Source organism: Paraburkholderia sp. SIMBA_053 (genome assembly GCF_046534895.1).
Taxonomy (GTDB): domain Bacteria; phylum Pseudomonadota; class Gammaproteobacteria; order Burkholderiales; family Burkholderiaceae; genus Paraburkholderia; species Paraburkholderia caledonica.
In genome coordinates this window covers 1-241 of record NZ_JAWRXU010001542.1, presented here as the reverse complement: position 1 = coordinate 241, position 241 = coordinate 1, and the positions used below count along the sequence as shown (strand labels likewise).

The window sequence follows — 241 nt, the reverse complement described above, 5'->3', positions numbered from 1 at the left end:
AGTGTAGAAGCGCGACCGCCGCCGATAAATACGTGAGGCTCGAATAGATCTTTCAAGGAATTGCTACAATCCGCGCGTCATGAATGGACCGCCGCGCCCCCCGACGCGACCGCCCGTCCATGCCGCGCCAAACCGTCAGCTGGCCAGCTTGCGGAACGTTTCGAGCACTGCGTCGCCCTTGAACGGCTTCACGATCCAGCCCTTCACGCCTGCCGCCTTGCCGCGTTCCTTCATTGCAGGG

At 62.2% G+C, this 241-nt stretch carries 1 pseudogene; it reads right to left on the bottom strand.

Going from position 1 to position 241, the window contains the following annotated elements:
* Positions 1 to 135: 135 nt before the first annotated feature.
* Positions 136 to 241 (bottom strand): annotated as a pseudogene (locus SB753_RS40735) (response regulator); the annotation flags it as partial.